This window comes from Deinococcus sedimenti (genome assembly GCF_014648135.1).
Taxonomy (GTDB): domain Bacteria; phylum Deinococcota; class Deinococci; order Deinococcales; family Deinococcaceae; genus Deinococcus; species Deinococcus sedimenti.
On record NZ_BMQN01000003.1, the window covers coordinates 25,979 to 43,858 of the forward strand.

Genomic DNA, 17,880 nt, shown 5'->3' on the forward strand with positions numbered 1-17,880 from the left:
GGCAGAGTGCAGAGTGTGGGGAGGTCGCGCAGGTGCGTCGGTCTGCACCGGTGTCCGTGTGGACGGGTTTACTTGAGGTACATCCGGAGCATACATTTGAGTAACCGGTTTCGCAAGGGGGGAACACCATTCGCAAAAAAGCCCCAACCATCTACGACATCGCCCAGCGCGCGCAGGTGTCCGTCGCCACCGTCTCCCGCGTCCTCAACGGCCACAACACCGTCAACGAGGTCCTGCGCGAACGCGTCGAACAGGCCATGCGCGAACTGCGCTTCAGGCCCAACCGCATCGCCCAGACCCTCTACCACCACCGCTCCAAGACCATCGGCTGCATCCTCCCGGACATCGGCAACCCCTTCTTCAGCCAGCTCTTCTTACAACTGGAGATCGGCGCCTTCGAACGCGGCTACACCATGATCCTCGGCAACACCGTTAGCACCCGCGACATGGAACTCACCTACCTGCACGCCCTCACTGAGCGGCAGGTCGACGGCCTGCTGTACCTCGGCGGACTCGCCAACGACCCCGCCCCCGACCCCGAAGCGCTGCGCACCCTGAACGACATCGCCGAACGCCTCCCCATCGTCGCGGTCAACGGTGACGTCCCCGGCGCGCCCCTGGCCTCCAGCGTCCGCTCGGACGAGATCGGCGGCACCCGCACCCTCCTCGACCTGCTGCGCCGCCACGGACACACCCACGTCGCGTTCCTCGGCGGACAGCTCGACGTCACCACCAGCCTCGAGAAACTCGACCTGTACCGCGAACGCCACCCCGGCGTCCCGAATCACTGGATTCAGCTGACCGGCCTGACCATCGAAGCCGGCCGGACCGCCATGAGTGCCCTGCTGGCCGCCGGCACCCCTCCCACCGCCTGCCTGTGCGTGAACGACCTCGTCGCCGCCGGCGCGCTGGCCGTCGCGCACGAACGCGGCCTGAACGTCCCCCGCGACCTGTCCATCGTCGGCTTCGACGACATCTTCGTCGCGCAGGTCGTCACTCCACCCCTCACCAGCGTCAACCACAACTACGCCGAGGTGGCCCGCCAGTCCCTCGACGCCCTCCTCGACGCCATCGAAGGCCAGAAACCCGCGCGGCACATCACCGTCCCGACCCTACTGATCGCACGCGAATCGGTCAGCGACCCACTCGTCCACCACTGACACAGGTGTTCAGTCCCACCCAGGACCCACACCGCGCCCCTGGGCTCCACTTCTGCCCGACTCAGATGGTCGCTCCGCTCGGTGCCTCCGCAGTGTGCTGTGAGAGTCGCCGTCAGCCTCACGCCGGGAGACTGCTCACGCCGCTGAGGCGAGCCGCCTGAGGCCGCGCCTGTCCCAGCAGCGCCGGGGTGTGCCGTTGATCCCAGAACGGGACACCCCAGTGAGGCGAACCCGGAACGGTGGACCACACCGGTCCAACCGAACTGACTCGCAGCACTGCGCCGCAGAGTGAGAGCGAACCGGGGGCCAGACGTGAAAGCGGCTCCACGGATCGCCTCCAGAGGGGTGTGCGCGGCGGACGAAATCCGAACCCGGAGCCTGCCTCGCCGCACCACAGGTCGGGAGGGGTGTCCTCAGGGCCGAGCAGGTGAACCGCCGGGCAGGACGTCATCCTGGGGGCTGGTCGTTTCAGTGGTCCACCTTCACTCCGGCTCAGCCGGGCAGCAGGAACAGGCCCAGCGCGCCGGTCGGTATGTCGCCGTCCTGGAAGGGACGGAAGTACCGGCGCGTCAGGGTGTCCAGGTCGGCCCGCAACTGCGTGAGTTCATCCGGCGTGAGTTTCAGCGGCACCCAGCGCGTCACGGTCTGTGCGGCGGCGAACACCTGCGCGTAGGTGTCCGCCACACTCTGGCCCCGCAGGACCGGATCGACCTGCAACACCCCATGCTCGAAGAAAAAGCGCAGGTGCAGGTCGTGTTCCGGCAGATCCAGCCGCGTGAAGCTGCGGTTCAGGTTCGCGCGCAGGGTCCGGCCCAGCCGCTCGTGCAGGTACGCCGCGAAAGACGGGTAAGGCGAGTCCCGGAACGGCACATCCACCGTCGCGTGCGCCGGGGCGTAGCGGCGCACGCTGCGGCCCGCGCGGCGCTCGACACCCGCGACGGTCAGCAGGTCCGCCGCCAGCAGGCGCTGAACGCGGCGGTACGTGGTGTTCGGTTTCGTTCCGGTCAGGTCCGCCAGTTCGGTCACGCTGCGCGGCCCCTCGTGACAGCGGGCCAGCAGCGCGCAGTGCTGGGGATCGAACAGCAGGTCGGCACGGTTCACGCCAGCATGATCCCAGGTCTTGCCGATCACGTTGGAACGCGGGAGCGTCGGAACGTGATCCCCTCCCTGAACCTGGACCCGCTGATCGATCAGGCCCGCCGCACCCACTCCAGCGCCCTGTGCGTCCTGCAGGGCGGGCACACGCTCGTGGACGACACCGGCGGGTCGCGCGACCCGGTCGAGACCATGAGCGTCACGAAGGCCGTCCTCAGCCTCCTCGTGGGCCGCGCCGTGACGCTCGGGCACCTGCCGGGCGCGGACGTGCCCGTCGCGGAGTTCTACCCCGAGTGGCGGCAGGGCCGCCGGGCGCAGGTCACGCTGCGTCATCTCATGACCCACACCAGCGGCCTGCAGAACGTGCCTGCCGCGCCCCAGGAGATCTCCCCCAGCCCCGACTTCGTGCAGCTGGCCCTCTGCGCGGAATTCCAGCACGCGCCGGGAACGGCGTTCAGCTACAACAACAAGGCGGTGAACCTGATCTGCGGCGTGCTGCGCCGCGCGACCGGACAGCACGTCGACGACTTCGCCCGCGCGGAACTGTTCGGCCCGCTGGGCATCCACGACTTCAGCTGGGCGCGTGGCGCGGCGGGTACGCCGCACGGCATGAGCGGTCTACGCCTGCACGCGCGGGACCTCGCCCGGCTGGGACACCTGACGCTGCGCGGCGGCGCGGACCTGATCTCCCCGGACTGGATTCACGCCAGTACCCGCCCCGCCACGCCGCTGACCGTACGCATGGGCCTGCTGTGGTGGACGTGGCACCCGCAGGCGACGTACACCGTCATGGACGCGCACGTGCAGCACCTGCGGGACGCGCAGGCCAGCCCCGGACAGATCACTGCCCTGACCGCTCTGCGCGGGACACACCCGCGCCACGCCTTTCACGCCCAGCTGCGTGAGGTGGGATTCGATCCTACGCAGGTGCCCGCCGGGACCCGCTGGCTGCACGAGGACCCCGGCCCGCGCCGGGGCTGGTGTCACGACGGCTGGCTGGGCCAGTCCCTCGTGGTGGACGCGGAGGCCGATCTGGTCGCCGCGCGGCTGATCGCCGCCGACCAGATCGGCGCTGCCCGCGCCGGGAGCGACTGGCCGGACTTCATGGACGCCGTGTTCGCGCTGACCCGCTGAGCGCTCACAGCGGTTTTCACTCCCATTCAAGGGCCAACAACACGCCCTTCCACTCCACTGCCAATCGCTGATGTCGGCGGGGACTCGCTCTGCTCGTTTCAGGAAGACTGCGAAAACCCCTCAGTCTCCCTGAACACCGCGGTCAGAACCACCCGGCCTGCATGTCGGTGGTGGTGCGGTCGGCGCTGGCGAGCAGGTCGGCGTGCGCGCGGACTTTCGGGAGTTCGTGCGTGGCGAAGAAGCGCGCGGCGTGCAGCTTGCCGTGGTAGAAGTCCGCGTCGGCGCGGGCCGTGGGCAGGGCGCGCGCGGCGGCGGTCGCCTGCCGCAGCCACATCCAGCCGACGACGGTGTGCCCCAGCATCTCCAGGGCGCTGTTCGCGTTGGCGAGGAACAGGTCCGGGCCGAGTTCGGCGGCGCGGGGCAGCAGCGTCCCGAGAGCCTGGGTGTTCCACGTGGTGGCCTGCCTCAGGGCGGCGCGGATCTCGTCCAGGCCGTCGAGTCCCTCGCTGGCCTGCAGGTCGGCCTGCATGCGCCCCAGCAGAATGCTCAGGCCCCGCCCGCCCGCCTGGGTCAGTTTGCGGCCCAGCAGGTCGTTGCCCTGGATGCCCTCGGTGCCCTCGTGGATGGGGTTCAGGCGGTTGTCGCGGTAGTACATCTCGACGTTGAAGTCCCGCGTGTACCCGGCGCCCCCCATGACCTGAATGGCGTCGCTCAGGGCCTCCTGGCTGTACTTGCTGGGCCAGCTCTTCACGATGGGCGTCAGCAGGTCCAGCAGCAGTCCGGCGTCGGCGCGCCCTTCCTCGGGGCCGGTCTGGGTGTCGTCCACGAGCAGGCTGGCGTACAGGCCCAGCGCCAGTCCTCCCTCCACGAACACCTTCTGCCGCAGCAGCAGGCGGCGCACGTCGGCGTGTTCGATGATCGGCACGGGGGGCGCGGCGGGGTCCTTCTGGCTGGCGTGGCGGCCCTGGCGGCGCTCGCGGGCGTACGCGAGGCTCTCCATGTACCCGGCGGTGCCCAGCATCACGGCGCCCATCCCGACGCCGATGCGGGCCTCGTTCATCATGTGGAACATCTGCGCCAGGCCGCGCCCCGGCTCGCCGACCAGTTCGCCGATCGTCTCGCCGCCCTCACCGAAGTTCAGGAGGGTGTTCGTGGTGCCCCGGTAGCCCATCTTGTGGTTCAGGCCCGCCAGGACGACGTGATTGCTCTCGCCCGGCGTGCCGTCCTCATTCACGCGGTAGCGCGGCACCAGGAAGAGGCTGATTCCCTTCACACCCGCCGGGCCGCCCGCGATGCGCGCCAGCACGAGGTGCACGATGTTCTCGCTGAGTTCGTGCTCGCCGCCGCTGATCCACATCTTCGTGCCGGTGATGGCGTACGTGCCGTCCCCGCGCGGCGTGGCGGTCGTCGTGATGTCCGCGAGGCCCGACCCGGCGTGCGGTTCACTGAGGGCCATCGTGCCGAACCAGCGGCCCTCCAGCAGCGGGAGCATGTAACGCCGCTGCTGCTCGGGGGACGCGAACACCCGCTGCAGGTTGGCGTTCCCGATGGTCAGGAACGGGTAGCCGCTCGTGGCGACGTTCGCCGCCTGGAAGTGCGCCTGCACGGCCTGCATGACCACCCACGGCAGTTGCAGACCGCCGAGGTCCTCGTCGTGGTGGGCGCTGAAGAAGCCCGCGTCGCGGAAGGCGCGCACGGCCTCACGCATCGCGGCGGGCAGCACCACCTTGCCGTCCACCACATGCGGCTCATGTAGGTCGGCCTCGCGGGCGTGGTTCGCGAAGTAGCGTTCCGCGACGGAGTAGGCGACCTTCAGGACGTCCTCGTACACCTCGCGGCTGTGCTCGGCGAAGCGGGGGCGGGCCGTCAGCTCGGCGGTGGGGAGCACCTCGAACAGCTGGAAACTCAGGTCGCGGCGGTTCAGGACTGGGGGCATGCGCGGGCCTCCTTGTGGGAATGGGGGAGAGGTGGGGGGCGGGAACCTCCCGAGCGTACGGGGAGTGAACGTGAACGTCAACTTTGAACGCCCGCGTTAAGATGGGCGCATTCCACCCCGGGAGGACCCACCATGCGCGCCCTGACCTGCACCGCCTTCGACGAACCCGAAACCCTGACCGTCACCGAGCAGCCCACTCCTGGCCCCGGCCCCGGCGAGGTCCTGATCCGCGTGCAGGCCGCCAGCGTGAACTACCCCGACGCCCTGATGGTCCAGGGCAAATACCAGGTGCGCCCACCCCTTCCCTTCACGCCCGGCGCGGAGGCCGCCGGGACCGTCGAGGCCGTCGGCGAGGGCGTCACGCACCTTCAGGTGGGCCAGCGCGTCGCCGCGTTCACCGGCACCGGGGCGTTCGCCACGCACCTGATCGCCCCCGCCGCCGCCACGCTGCCCCTCCCGGACGACCTCGACCTGAACGTCGCCGCGACCCTCCCGCTCGCCTACGGGACCGCCATGCACGCCCTGATCGGCCGCGGGCAGCTGAAAGCCGGGGAGACCCTGCTGGTCCTGGGCGCCGCCGGGGGCGTCGGCCTGGCCGCCGTCATGATCGGCAAGGCCCTCGGGGCGCGCGTGATCGCCGCCGCCAGCACCCAGGAGAAACTCGACCTCGCGCGGGCACACGGCGCGGACGAGGTCATCAACTACACAGACACCGACCTGAAGGCAGCCGTGGGCGAGCTGACCGGCAAGAAGGGCGTGGACGTCATCCTCGACCCCGTCGGGGACCGCTGGGCCGAGAGCGCCTTCCGCGCCATCGCGTGGGGCGGACGGTACCTCGTGATCGGCTTCGCGGGCGGTGAGATCCCAAGGCTGCCATTGAACCTTCCGCTGCTCAAGGGTGCCTCCATCGTGGGCGTCTTCTGGGGCGAGTACGCCCGGCGCGACCCGCGCGGCAACGCCCGCCACCTCACCCAGCTGGCCGAGTGGGTCCAGAGCGGCACCCTGAAGCCCGAGATCAGCCGCGCGTACACCCTGCAGGAGGCGCCGCAGGCCATGCGGGACCTGCTGGAGCGGCGCGTGACCGGTAAAGTGATCGTCACGCCGTGACCATCCCCAGCCCCACCTACTACACCACCGCCGAACTCGCCCGCGCCGCGCAGGTCACCCGCCGCACCGTCATGCACTACGCCGAACTGGGCCTCCTGACCCCCGACCAGGTCACCGCGTCGGGCCGCGCCCTGTACGGCCCCTACGCCCTGCGGCTGCTGCGCGACCTGATCGACCTGCGCGCCCTGGGCTTCACCCTGGAGGAAGCCCGCGACGCCGTCACGCTGCGCCGCGCCACACATGACATCAGTGGCGTGTACCACCGCAACTGGACCCGTGCGGACATCCCCATCGACGACGCGCGCCTCCAGGCGCTGCAGGTCAAGCTGCGCACCGTGCACGACGCCTACGAGCGGCAGGCGGACAACCTCGCCCGCTTCGACCGCTGGCTCACCAAACGCTTCACCGGCGGACAGCTGCCCACGCCGGCCGGCGACGCCGACCCCGACGAGCCCGCTCCCGCCTGAGCGCACCTGCGCCAGCGGTTCAGGCCAGCACGGGCGCGACCGGCTGCCCCGCCACCCACACGTCCTGCACGGTGAGCGCAGCGTCCAGCGTCACGAGGTCCGCGCGCAGACCGACCCGCAGCTCTCCACGGTCCCGCAGGCCCACCGACCGGGCCGGCGTGAGACTGGCCATGCGGCTCGCCTCGGGCAGCGGCACGCCCGCCGCCACCGCGCGCCGCAGCGCCTCGTCCATCGTCAGGACGCTGCCGGCCAGCGTGCCGTCGGGCAGCGTGGCGTGCGCGCCCCGCACCGTGACCGCCTGCCCGCCCAGCTCGCTCTGCCCGTCGCCCAGACCGGCGGCCCGCATGGCGTCCGTGATCAGCATCACCCGCTCCGGCGCCGCCGCCCGCGCCAGCCGGAACGCCGTGTCGTGCACGTGCACGCCGTCCAGGATCACCTCCAGCGTCGCCTGCGGGTGGCTCATCAGGGCGCCGGCAGGCCCGGGAACGCGGCCCTCCACGCCGCCCATCGCGTTGAACAGGTGCGTCGCGGCCACCTCTCCCCCGCTGGCCTGCACGACCGCCAGCAGCGCGCTCACGGTGTCCGCGTCCGCGCGGGTGTGCCCCACGCCCACCCGGACCCCCGCCCGGGCGAACCGCACGGCGGCGGCCATCGCGCCCGGCAGTTCCGGCGCGAGCGTCACGGCGCGCACCACGCCCAGCGCCAGGATCTCCTCCAGCCGCTCGGACGTGGGGTCCAGCGTGAAGGGCGGCTGCGCGCCCAGCCGCTGCGGACTGATGAACGGGCCCTCCAGGTGCGCGCCAGGCAGGTCCGCCCCGCCGGGCACGGGGGCGCGCATGACCTCCGCCACCGCCCGCAGGGCGTCCAGCACCCGCTCCCAGGGGTTGGTGATGGTGGTCGGCAGCAGCGTGGTCGTCCCGCAGCGGGCATGCAGGCGCGCCAGTGTGGCCAGCCCGGCGGCGCCGTCCATGGTGTCCCCGCCGCCCCCACCGTGCACGTGGGTGTCCACGAAGCCCGGCAGGATCAGGCGGTCGGCGGGCGCCTGGACGTCCGGCACGAGGTCCGTGATCCGTCCGTCCTGGACGTGCACCGCGCCGGGAACGAGACCTTCGGGCAGCAGCAGCTGACCGCGCAGAACTGCCGTGGAGTGCTGGGAGACCGTCACCCCCGTGTCTTAGCACGTTTCCGCACTGCCGGCGAGCACTGAACTGGACCGGCGCGCGCCCCGGACCACGTGGCCGCTCAGCCGGACAGGGACCCGGAGACCGGGGCCCCGGCGCGCGGCGCGATCAGCCGCGCGGGCCACCCCTGCTCGAACCGGTCGAACTCGGCCGGTTCCAGCGCCCGGGCGTACAGCCACCCCTGACCGAGGTCGCAGCCGGCCTCGCGCAGCGCGTCGGCCTGTCCGGCCGTCTCGACGCCTTCGGCCAGCAGCTCGATGTGCAGGGCGCGGGCCATCAGCACGCTGGCGCACACGATCGCGTGACTCTCCCGGCCCGCCTGCGTGTCCTGCCCCAGGTCCCGGACGAACGCCCGGTCGATCTTCAGCTCGTCGACCGGCAGGGACCGCAGCGTGAACAGCGACGAGTACCCGGTACCGAAATCGTCCATGCTGACCCGGACGCCCAGGGTGCGCAGGTCCTGCAGCACCTCTCGCACGCGGGTGGGATTGTCGATCAGGCCGCTCTCGGTCACCTCCAGCACCAGCCGCTGCGGGTGCAGGGCGCTGCTGCTCAGCGCCTGCCGCACCCGGTCACTGAAGGCCGAGTCGCTCAGCTGCCGACTGGACACGTTCACGCTGACCGTCAGGTGCGTGTTGCTCCAGCGGGCGGCCTCCTGGCACGCGGCGTGCATGACCCATTCCCCCAGGCGCGGCATCAGTCCGGCCAGCTCCGCGACCGGAATGAACTGATCGGGCATGACCGGCCCCAGCGCCGGGTGCGTCCAGCGCAGCAGCGCCTCGGCGCCGACCAGCACGCCGCTGCTCAGGTGCACCTGCGGCTGGTACACCAGCCGGAAGTGATGGTCGCGCAGGCTTTCGCGCAGGGCGCTTTCCATCGTCACGGTCGGAATGGGGGCCGGCGGGGCCGGGGTGTACCGCTGGCTGAACCGCTGCGAGCGCTTGGCCTCGTACAGCGCGGCGTCCGCCTGCTGCAGCAGCGTCGGCGCGTCCTGCGCGGTGCCCGGCGCGACACTCCAGCCCATGGACGCCTCGAGCAGCAGCGGCGCGCCGTGCACCTCGAACGGCTGCTCGAACACCGCCTGCAGGTCGGCCGTGATGCGCTCGATCTGCTCCGGTCGGGCCAGCAGGCCGAACTCGTCGCCGCCCATGCGGGCCAGGGCCAGCAGGGCGTGCCGGTCGGCCAGGGCCCGCAGGCGCCGGGCCAGTTCACGCAGCAGCTGATCCCCGACCGGGTGACCGAACCCGTCGTTCAGGAACCGGAAGCGGTTGAGGTCCATCAGGCCCAGTGCCAGCGCGGACGGCTGGCGCAGGGCCGTCACGGCGCGGTCGGTCAGGGCCGCGCGGTTGAGCAGCCGCGTCAGCGGATCATGGTACGCGAGCCGTTCAAGCCGCTCCCGGGTCAGGTGCTGCTCGGCCAGGATCGCGCCGGTGGTGCTCAGGGTGTGCAGCGTCTCGGCCACCGAGGCCGCCCACGCGTGCGGCGCGGCGTGCACCGCCATGAACGCCCCCAGCAACTGGCCGTCCTGCCCGTACAGCGGCAGTTCGATCAGGCTGCGCGTCAGGGGGCGCAGCAGCCGGTGCAGCGGCGCGCCCGCCGCACTGGCCTGCAGATCCGGAATGCTGACCGCCCCGGCCGACTGCTGCGGGTCGAGGTCCCGCCAGTGGCAGTCCAGCGTGCCGGGCGGCAGGTGACTCAGCAGCTGCTGGAGGTCGCCGGGCAGCTGACCCACCACCAGCGGCGGCTCGCTGGCGATGACCGCGCCGATCTGCCAGCCGACCTCCCAGTGGTCCACCTCCTGCAGCAGCGGCCCCAGCGACGCGCTGAGCGTGGCGCCGGACAGAGCCAGCCCGTGGGCGCGGGCGACGCGTTCCTGCCACAGCTCCGTGCGGCGCTGCGTGGTCACGTCCCGCAGGCTGATCGCCCAGTGCGTGCGCGCCCCGGCGAGATCCAGGATGGCATTGACGTGCACTTCCAGCCACTGCTGCGCCTCGGGCAGGAACAGGACGTCGCGGTAGGTCGAGCCGAGGGGCAGCTGGGCGAGCTGCGCGAGCAGCGCCAGGATGTTCATGCCGTTGCCCTCGGCCATGGGCCACTCGGGCATGGGCGCGTCGGGCAGCGTGTCCAGGCCGTGCTGGCGCAGCAGGTCCAGCATCGCCGGGTTGGTGTACTTCACCCGCAGGTGTCCGGGCCCGGGCTGGGCGTTCAGCACCAGCAGCGGATCGACGGACGTGTCGACCATGGTGCGCAGCAGGCTCATCTGCTCGGCCAGTTCATGCCCGCCGGAGCGGTCCTCGCCGAAGCCCACCATCATCTGCAGCGCGCCGGTCTGATCGAAGACCGGGCGGTAGGTGCGCTTGAGGTACTGCGGTGCGGTCTCCCCGGGATACACCTCGGTGAACTCCACGACCGCCCCGCTGCTCGCCGCCTGCTGGAACAGCCGCTCGCGTTCGGCGGCGCGGTCCAGCGGATGACCGCGCCAGGTCATGTACTCACGGTCGGTCAGGCCGATGATGCCGCGCCGGACCTGCGGGTCGCGGATGGCAGCTTCGTTGACGTACAGGTACTGGCCACTGGCGTTCAGGACTGCCACGTCCAGCGGGATGTGGTCCAGAACCGAGCGGCTGAGTTGGTGGTCCGGGCACAGCAGCGACGCGTGCGGCCACCCGCCGACCGGGGTTACCTGACAGGGCAGCGGGCCGCGCCGCCCGTGCAGCGTCACCTGCGCCGGCAGGGAATCCCCGGGATGGCCGCGCAGCAGCCCGGCCGGAACCGGCTGGCCGGGGATCAGCGGGACGTTCAGGAACTGGCTCATGGAGTCGGTGCAGCCCAGCACCGTGTGCGTGCGGCTGTCCAGGATGAGGGCCGCCAGCAGGTCGCCGGTCGCCACGGGCCAAGCCTGGGATTCCGGTGAGGGGGACATGGCTCAGTGTGAACCCATTTCCGTCACCTGTTTCTAATGTCTGACCGACATGAAGGCTTCAGTGAATGTTCATCCAGTGTCGGACGGGTGTCCACCCATCACTCCTGCCGCGCCAGCAGCGGCCTGATCTGCGCGCCGGGCGGACCGGCGCGCGTGTCATACTGCCCGAATCTAAACCCGGTTCAACGATTCGGAGGTGCCCGCATGACGCTCAGCCCCCCAGTTCCCCCCCGTGACGGCACGTATTACCGCGCCTGCAACCTCTGCGAAGCCATCTGCGGCCTGCAGATCACCGTGCAGGGCGGCCACGTCACGGACCTGCGCGGCGACCCCCTCGATCCCCTCTCCCACGGGCACATCTGCCCCAAGGGCAGCGCGCTGGTCGACCTGCACGCTGACCCGGACCGCCTGAAGACGCCGCTGCGCCGCGACGGCGACCGCTGGCACCCGATCTCCTGGGACGACGCGCTGGACCTCGTCGCCCGTCGCCTGCAGGACGTGCAGACCGCGCACGGCGCCGACAGCGTCGCCACCTTCCAGGGCAATCCCAGCGTCCACAACAGCGGCACCCTGCTGACCGCCGGGGCGTTCCTCAAGGCCCTGGGCACCCGCACCCGCTTCAGCGCCACCAGCACCGACCAGCTGCCGCACCACTACGCCGCCGCGGAGATGTTCGGGCACCCCCTGCTGCTGCCCATTCCCGACCTGGACCGCACCGACTTCCTGCTGATGCTGGGCGCCAACCCCCTGGCGAGTAACGGCAGCATCATGACCGCGCCCGGCATGCGCGACCGCCTGCGCGCCATCCGCGACCGCGGCGGACGCGTCGTGCTGCTCGACCCGCGCCGCACCGAGAGCGCCGCGCACGCCACGGACTACCACCCCATCCGGCCCGGCACCGACGCCCTGTTCCTGCTGGCCCTGCTGAACGTGATCCTCAGTGAAGGCCTGGCCCGGCCCGGCCGCCTCGCCGACCTCACCGACGGGCTGGACGACCTGCCCGCTGCCGCCGCCCCCTACACCCCGGAAGCGACCGAGGCCGCCACCGGCGTCCCCGCCGCCACCACCCGCGACCTCGCCCGCGCGTTCGCCCACGCCCCCCGCGCCGCGGCATACGGCCGGATCGGGCTGAGCGTCCAGGCGTTCGGCGGCCTGTGCCAGTGGCTGCTGAACACCCTGAACCTCGTGACCGGCAACCTCGACCGGGAAGGCGGCGTGATGTTCCCCCGCCCGGCCTTCGACCTGCTGACCGGCGCCCGGGCCGGGCAGGTGCACCACGGCCGCTTCCACTCCCGCGTGCGTCACCTGCCGGAATTCGACGGTGAACTGCCCAACGCGGCCCTGGCCGAGGAGATCCTCACGCCCGGCCCCGGCCAGATCCGCGCGCTGGTCACCGTCGCCGGCAACCCGGTCCTGAGCACTCCAGGCGGCGCCGACCTCGACCGCGCCCTGGCGGACCTGGACTTCATGGTCAGCATCGACCCGTACCTGAACGAGACCACCCGCCACGCGCACGTGATCCTGCCGCCCGCCACCGGCCTGGAAGTCGAGCACTACGACGTGATCTTCCATCACTTCGCGGTGCGGACCACCACCCGGCTGAACGCCCCGGTGTTCCCCATCTCGGCCGACCAGCGCTTCGATCATCAGATCTTCGCGGGCCTCACCGAACGCCTCAGCGGCAAACGACTCGCCACGCCCGGCGACCGCCTGAATGTCGGCCTGCGGCACGGCCCGCACCAGCTGACCCTCGACGAGGTCCGCGCCCACCCGCACGGCCTGGACCTGGGCCCCATGACCCCGGTGTTCCCCGAGCGGCTGCTGACCGCCGACCGCCGCATCCAGGCGCTGCCCGGCCCCATGCGCCGCGACCTGACCCGCCTGCACGCCACCCTCGGCGCGCCGGTGCCGCCCCTGGTGCTGATCGGGCGCCGGCAGCTGCGCAGCAACAACTCCTGGATGCACAACGCCCCCCGCCTGATGCGCGGCCCCGACCGCTGCACCCTGCACCTGAACCCGGCCGACGCGCCCGGCCTGCGCAGCGGCCAGCTGGTCCGGGTCACGTCCAGGGTCGGGTCCGTGACCGTGCCGGTCGACGTCACGACCGACGTGATGCCCGGCGTCGCCAGCCTGCCCCACGGCTTCGGTCACGCCCGCCCCGGCGTGCAGCTGAGCGTGGCGCAGGCCCACCCGGGCGTGAGCCTGAACGACCTGACCGATCCCCTGCTGCTGGACGAACTGACCGGCAACGCCGCCCTGAACGGCACGCCGATCCGGATCGAGGCGGTGCCGGAGCCCGCGCCCCTCCCGGCGTGATCCCACCCGGGCGGCCTGGGCCGCCCACCGCTGCGCTGCCCGACCGCGGTCCTGGTCAGGTGCGCGCAACGCGGAAAGTCCGCATCATGCAGAGGTCTTGAGGATCACAGGACCTCTGCACGATGCGGTGAGCGGGCGTCAACTCTCACGGGATGGACGCGGTCCGGTGGCGCGTCTCGTCAGCCCCGGAGCTCGACTGACCCGCGCGGATCCGCTGCCCAGCGGTCGGCACGACCCCATCGGAACGGGGCTGCCTCAGCCGGTCCGATGGCGGCCCGACCGGTCACCGGGCGATCAGCGTTTCTGCGAGGGCCTGAAGGTTCGGGCTGCGGAACCCGTGCGTGACGATGGCCGGTAGCGGCAGGGCGGCCGCGTCGTCCGGATTCCACAGGCACAGGTGCCAGGCGCGGCCCGTCAGGGTGGCAGCCAGGTGCTGCGCCTGCGGGGTCGCGCCCCAGCGGCCGGTGCTGGCCAGCAGGACCGGCGCGTCCGGGTGCGCCCGCGTCGCCTGCCGGGCGGCGGCCTCGTCCAGCAGGTCCGCCGTGGTGAGCTGCGGAAAGTGGGGGCGCAGAGCGGCTTCCAGCTGCGCGGGGGTCACGTGATCACCGTAGGGGCCGCCCAGGGCCGTGTGGGACGGCGCGAGCAGCACCACCGGCGCGGCCGGGTCCAGGCGCGGTCCGTTCCCCTGCACGCGCAGGGCCGCGCGGGCCCACGCCAGGAGGTCCGTCTGGTCGAGCGCCTGCTGCCCGGCTCGGTAGGGCTGGACCTGACCGGGGAAACGCTGTTCGGCGAGCCGCAGCCGGGCGCTGGCCTCGTGCAGCCGCGCCTCGCTGACGGCGCCGCTGGCCTGAGCGGCGCGCAGCGCGCGGACGTGCGCGTCCGTGACGGACCGGTCCCCGTGCCCGCACACCAGCACCGCGTCCGCACCGGCCGTGAGGGCGCGGCCGGCCGCCTGCCCGCCGGGGTAGCGCCGGGCGATGGCGCCCATGTCCATCGCGTCGGTGACGATCACGCCCTGGTAGCCCCACTCGCCGCGCAGCACGCCGCTCAGCAGCGTCCGGGAGAGGGTCGCGGGCCACTCGGGGTCCAGCTGCGGGTAGAGGATGTGGGCGGTCATCACGCTGCCCAGGGCGGCGTGCGCGGCCGCGCGGAACGGCACCCATTCCGCCGCCTCCAGCGCCGCGCGGCTCTTGTTCACCACCGGCAGGTCCTCGTGGCTGTCCACCCGGGTGTCGCCGTGGCCGGGGTAGTGTTTCACGGCGCTCAGGACTCCCGCCGCCTCGCTGCCGCGCGCCCACGCGACCCCCAGCCGCGCCACCTGCGCGGGGTCCGTGCCGAAGGACCGCTCGCCGATGACCGGGTTCAGGGGGTCCACGTTCACGTCCAGGCTGGGCGCGAAGTTCCAGTTGATGCCCAGGTCCAGCAGGCCGCGCGCCGCGATCTGCCCGGCGCGGAACGCGGCGTCCTCGTCGGCCAGCGCGCCCAGCGCCTGCGGGGTGGGGGGTGGGGGCACGTCCAGGCGGCGCAGCACCGCTCCGCCTTCCTGGTCGATGGCGATCAGCACGTCGCGTTCCAGGGCCGCGCGGACCTCGCGGATCAGGCGCGCGGTGCGGTCCGGAGTGGTGATGTTCCGCGCGAACAGGCACACGCCGCCCACCGGGTGCGCGGCCAGCCAGCGCGCGTCGGCGGCGCTCAGGTCCGCGCCGGGCAGGTCGATGATCAGGGTGGATTCCGGGCGGATCATCGGGTGCGGGTCACCTTGCTCAGGCGCGGCGGGGCGTCCGGATTCTCGCCGCGCTGCACGGCCAGATGCGCGATCAACAGCTGCGCGGCCAGGGCGGACACCGCCGGGTCGGTCAGCGGGTGGCCGCTGTCGGGCGTGGGCAGGTCGGCCGCGCGGTCCGGCGTGGCCGCCCCGATCACCGTGACGGGCGTGCCGTACCCGCCCAGGGTGCGCAGCGTGTCGGCCGTGAACGGTGCGGTGGCGTCGCGCGCCTGGAAGAACAGCGCGGGAGTCAGCGGATCGGCCAGTCGCGCCGGGCCGTGCGCGAACTCGGCGGTGGAAAACGGCAGCGCCGCCAGCCCCGCGGTCTCCTGGAACTTCAGGGCCACCTCGGCGGCTACGCCCGCGTGCAGCCCGCGGCCCAGCACCAGCAGGCGGTGAGGCACCTCGCGCGCCAGTTGCGCGGCGAGGTCCCGGGCGCGCACCTCGGCGCGTAGCGTGGCGTCCAGCGTGCCGGGCAGCGCGTCCAGCGCGCGGGCCAGCGCCGGGTCGGGCTGCCAGGCCTGCACCAGCCGCGCGCCCATCACGAGCGCCGCGAGGTAACTCTTCGTGGCGGCCACGGCGCGTTCCTCTCCGGCGCACAGCGGCACGACCAGATCGGCCACCTGCGCCAGCGGGCTGCCCTCCACGTTCACAAGCGCGCAGGTGAGGGCTCCGGCGGCGCGCGCGCGGCTCAGGGCCTCGACCAGGTCCGGGCTGCCGCCCGACTGACTGATGGCCAGCACCAGCGCCCCGCGCAGGTCGAGGTCCGCGCCGTACACGCCGCTCACGCTGGGCGCGGCGCTCATGACAGGCAGGCGCACCTGCGTTTCCAGGGCGTACTTCAGGGTGGTGGCGGCGTGGTCGGACGACCCGCGCGCCAGGGTCACCACGAAGCTGGGCGCGAAGGCACGGATGGCGCGCACGGCCGCGTCCAGCGCGGCGCTGCCGGCCTGCCGCGCGGCCACCTGCGGCGCCTCGCGCGCCTCGGTCAGCATCAGCGGTTCGGTCATTTCACAGCTCCTTCCATGCCGCGCAGGAACAGCCGCTGCGCCGCGAGGAACACCAGCAGCACGGGCAGCATCATGATGATCGACCCGGCGGCGATGTTGAACGGATCGTAGTTGAACTGCCCCTTGAGTTTCAGGACGGCCACGGCCAGCGGCGCCTTGTCGGGCGCGCCACTGAGGACCAGCATCGGCCAGAAGTACGCGTTCCAGGTGGTGACGGTCGTGAAGATGCCCAGCGCCGCGAGGCTCGGGCGGGTCAGGGGCAGCATGATGCGCGTCAGGATCAGCAGTTCGCTCGCGCCGTCCAGCCGCGCGGCTTCCAGCAGCGCCGCCGGGATCGCCAGGAACGCCTGCCGCATCAGGAAGATGCCGAACGCGCCCGCGATGGTGGGCAGCACCACCCCGGCGTGCGTGCCGAGCAGACCCAGGTTCTTCAGGGTCAGGGTGTTCACGATGAAGGTCGTTTCGCTGGGCAGCACCAGGGTCGCCACGATCAGTCCGAACAGCACGCCCCGCCCGGGAAAGCGGAAGCGGGCCAGCGGGTACGCGGCCAGCGCGGAAACGAGCAGGGTCCCCACGACGGTCAGCGCGGTGATGATCACGGAGTTCAGCAGGTACTTCGCGAGGCTGAAGGTGCGGAACACGTCCGTGAAGTTGTTCAGCGTGACCCGGCTGGGCAGCAGGCTCTGCGGGAACGCGTAGATGCTGGTGCCGGCGGTCTTGTCGGTCAGGGCGATGGCCAGCGTCCAGATGAACGGAAACACCGCGAAGATCAGGATGACGGTCAGCAGCAGGTACCGCAGCGCGGTGTTCACCGGGCGGCGCCACCGCACCGGCCGGGCCGCCTGCGCGGGGGTGGGAGCGGTGCGGGCGCTCACGCCTGCTCTCCGTCCCGGTGGAACAGCCGGAAGTTCAGCGCCGAGAGCAGCAGCGCCACGAGGGCCACGATCAGGCCGGCGGCACTGGCGAGGCCGTAGTCGAAGTCGAATCCCTGGAAGGCCTTGGCGTACACGTACATCAGGGCGGTGTACGTGCTGTTCAGCGGCCCGCCGTTCGTGAGGACCAGCACCTCTTCGAGCACGCGCAGCGCGGCGATGGTGCTCAGCAGGGTACACAGCAGGATGGTGGGCCGCATCAGGGGCACGGTCACGCTCCAGAAGCGCTGCCAGGCGTTCGCGCCGTCCAGGATGGCGGCCTCCTCCAGTTCCTCCGGGATGGCCTGCAGGCCCGCCAGGTACAGGACCATGTAGTACCCGAAGCCGCGCCAGAACGTGACCAGCATGACCGCCCAGAAGGCCCACTGCTCGCTGTTCAGCCACCCGAATGCCGCTTCGGGCGTGGTCAGGTGCAGCGCTCCCAGCAGCCAGTTCAGGGTGCCTTCGCGGTTGAAGACCCATTCCCACATCACGGCGGCCAGGGACACGCTGGTGATCACGGGAATGTAGTACGCCGCGCGGAACACGGCGATGCCGGGCAGGTTCTTGGCGACGAGTACCGCGACGGCCAGCGACGCGAGTTGCAGCGCGGGCACGACCAGCAGGTACTTGACGCTGTTGCCCAGCGCGGTGCGGAACAGCGGATCGGACAGGACCGTCTCGAAGTTCTTCACGCCCACCCACTGGGGCGGCAGGTTGTTGGCGAACCTCGCGCCGTTGTATTCGGTGAAGCCCAGGTACGCGCCGTACAGCAGCGGGTAGAAGGTGAACACGGCCAGCAGGATCAGGGCGGGAGCCAGGAAGGTGTACGACATCAGGGTCTGACGCCAGTGGGGCATGGGGGTACGTCCTTG

General features: G+C 71.8%; 13 protein-coding genes. 5 read left to right on the forward strand and 8 right to left on the reverse strand.

The window, feature by feature from the left end:
* Nucleotides 1-158: 158 nt before the first annotated feature.
* Nucleotides 159-1,160, forward strand: a complete 1,002-nt coding sequence (locus IEY69_RS09345) for a LacI family DNA-binding transcriptional regulator (RefSeq protein ID WP_268243864.1) — start codon at nt 159-161, stop codon at nt 1,158-1,160.
* A 492-nt stretch (nt 1,161-1,652) separates the two neighbouring features.
* On the opposite strand, the gene IEY69_RS09350 is transcribed toward IEY69_RS09345, so the two are convergent.
* Entirely contained in the window at nt 1,653-2,261 is a 609-nt protein-coding gene (locus IEY69_RS09350) for an ArsR family transcriptional regulator (protein WP_189072894.1), read from the reverse strand.
* A gap of 54 nt (nt 2,262-2,315) precedes the next feature.
* Between IEY69_RS09350 and IEY69_RS09355 the strand changes: the two genes are divergently transcribed.
* Nucleotides 2,316-3,389 carry a serine hydrolase domain-containing protein gene (locus IEY69_RS09355; protein ID WP_189072895.1) on the forward strand — a complete coding sequence of 358 codons (1,074 nt, stop codon included), beginning with the start codon at nt 2,316-2,318 and terminating at the stop codon, nt 3,387-3,389.
* 142 nt (nt 3,390-3,531) lie between these two features.
* Here the strand turns inward: IEY69_RS09355 and IEY69_RS09360 are convergent, their stop codons facing one another.
* Nucleotides 3,532-5,325, reverse strand: coding sequence for an acyl-CoA dehydrogenase (locus IEY69_RS09360; protein ID WP_189072896.1), 1,794 nt, complete (start codon nt 5,323-5,325; stop codon nt 3,532-3,534).
* Nucleotides 5,326-5,457: 132 nt separating this feature from the next.
* Between IEY69_RS09360 and IEY69_RS09365 the strand changes: the two genes are divergently transcribed.
* Entirely contained in the window at nt 5,458-6,432 is a 975-nt protein-coding gene (locus IEY69_RS09365) for an NADPH:quinone oxidoreductase family protein (protein WP_189072897.1), read from the forward strand.
* Nucleotides 6,429-6,899, forward strand: a complete 471-nt coding sequence (locus IEY69_RS09370; RefSeq protein WP_189072898.1) for a MerR family transcriptional regulator — start codon at nt 6,429-6,431, stop codon at nt 6,897-6,899. Before IEY69_RS09365 ends, IEY69_RS09370 begins: the two co-directional genes overlap by 4 nt.
* 19 nt (nt 6,900-6,918) lie before the next feature.
* Here the strand turns inward: IEY69_RS09370 and nagA are convergent, their stop codons facing one another.
* Nucleotides 6,919-8,064 carry an N-acetylglucosamine-6-phosphate deacetylase gene (nagA, locus tag IEY69_RS09375; RefSeq protein ID WP_189072899.1) on the reverse strand — a complete coding sequence of 382 codons (1,146 nt, stop codon included), beginning with the start codon at nt 8,062-8,064 and terminating at the stop codon, nt 6,919-6,921.
* A 77-nt stretch (nt 8,065-8,141) separates the two neighbouring features.
* On the reverse strand, nt 8,142-11,003 hold the full coding sequence (locus tag IEY69_RS09380; RefSeq protein WP_189072900.1) for a sensor domain-containing protein: 2,862 nt from the start codon (nt 11,001-11,003) through the stop codon (nt 8,142-8,144).
* A 204-nt stretch (nt 11,004-11,207) separates the two neighbouring features.
* Here IEY69_RS09380 and IEY69_RS09385 point away from each other — a divergent pair, with 204 nt between their 5' ends.
* Nucleotides 11,208-13,319, forward strand: coding sequence for a molybdopterin-dependent oxidoreductase (locus IEY69_RS09385; RefSeq protein ID WP_189072901.1), 2,112 nt, complete (start codon nt 11,208-11,210; stop codon nt 13,317-13,319).
* A gap of 283 nt (nt 13,320-13,602) precedes the next feature.
* On the opposite strand, the gene nagZ is transcribed toward IEY69_RS09385, so the two are convergent.
* Genes nagZ through IEY69_RS09405 form a run of 4 tightly spaced genes read right to left on the reverse strand, consistent with a single transcriptional unit; the run spans nt 13,603 to nt 17,865 of the window.
* On the reverse strand, nt 13,603-15,063 hold the full coding sequence (nagZ, locus tag IEY69_RS09390) for a beta-N-acetylhexosaminidase (protein ID WP_189072902.1): 1,461 nt from the start codon (nt 15,061-15,063) through the stop codon (nt 13,603-13,605).
* The gene (locus IEY69_RS09395; protein WP_189072903.1) at nt 15,060-16,094 is read right to left on the reverse strand and encodes an SIS domain-containing protein; all 1,035 of its coding nucleotides are present in this window, start codon (nt 16,092-16,094) and stop codon (nt 15,060-15,062) included. The genes nagZ and IEY69_RS09395 overlap by 4 nt, the downstream gene beginning before the upstream one ends.
* A complete protein-coding gene (locus tag IEY69_RS09400; protein ID WP_189072904.1) occupies nt 16,091-16,969 on the reverse strand; it encodes a carbohydrate ABC transporter permease in 879 nt (292 codons plus the stop codon). Before IEY69_RS09400 ends, IEY69_RS09395 begins: the two co-directional genes overlap by 4 nt.
* The gene (locus tag IEY69_RS09405) at nt 16,966-17,865 is read right to left on the reverse strand and encodes a carbohydrate ABC transporter permease (RefSeq protein ID WP_189072905.1); all 900 of its coding nucleotides are present in this window, start codon (nt 17,863-17,865) and stop codon (nt 16,966-16,968) included. The genes IEY69_RS09400 and IEY69_RS09405 overlap by 4 nt, the downstream gene beginning before the upstream one ends.
* Nucleotides 17,866-17,880 lie beyond the last annotated feature (15 nt).